Below are 495 nucleotides of genomic sequence, written 5' to 3' on the forward strand. Positions count from 1 at the left end.
CTTAAAACGGTGCGAAAATCGCGAATTTTGAAATTTCTGTTTTGCGAAATCTGTGAAATCCCGCTATTCAGGGATTATAGTAAAAAAACAAGAGGCACACCATGCGGAACCACTCTGATTTACAGGCCATGAACGAACGCAGTCTTGCGCAGCAATCCAACGTGCGCCGTGCAACCTTTAGTCCGGGTGAAACCAAGGAGTTGCGACCCTTCTCCATCTGGGAAATCTGTACCTTTATGTTTGATGTGCCCGCTGACACCTTGCGTAAAAAACTTGCCGACGACCCGACCCTGCCTCAAGGCGAGACCGAAGAGGATGGCCGACAGCGCTGGTTCACTCTCGAGGAAATCAACGAACTCCGTCGCCGTGTCCGTTTTCGGGGCAAAACGCTCCTGCCCAAACGGCCCAAGGGGCGTGCTATCCGTGTCGCCGTTTCTAACTTTAAAGGAGGCGTTGGGAAAACTGTCGTGGCGCAGCATCTTGCGAACGCCGCCG

1 pseudogene is annotated in these 495 nt (G+C 52.7%); it reads left to right on the forward strand.

Features of this window, described 5'->3' with window-relative positions:
• Nucleotides 1-101: 101 nt before the first annotated feature.
• Nucleotides 102-495 (forward strand): annotated as a pseudogene (locus AB9F27_RS22045) (chromosome partitioning protein ParA); the annotation flags it as partial.

Origin of the sequence: Falsihalocynthiibacter sp. CO-5D18 (genome assembly GCF_041205445.1) — a bacterium.
Taxonomy (GTDB): Bacteria; Pseudomonadota; Alphaproteobacteria; order Rhodobacterales; family Rhodobacteraceae; genus Falsihalocynthiibacter; species Falsihalocynthiibacter arcticus.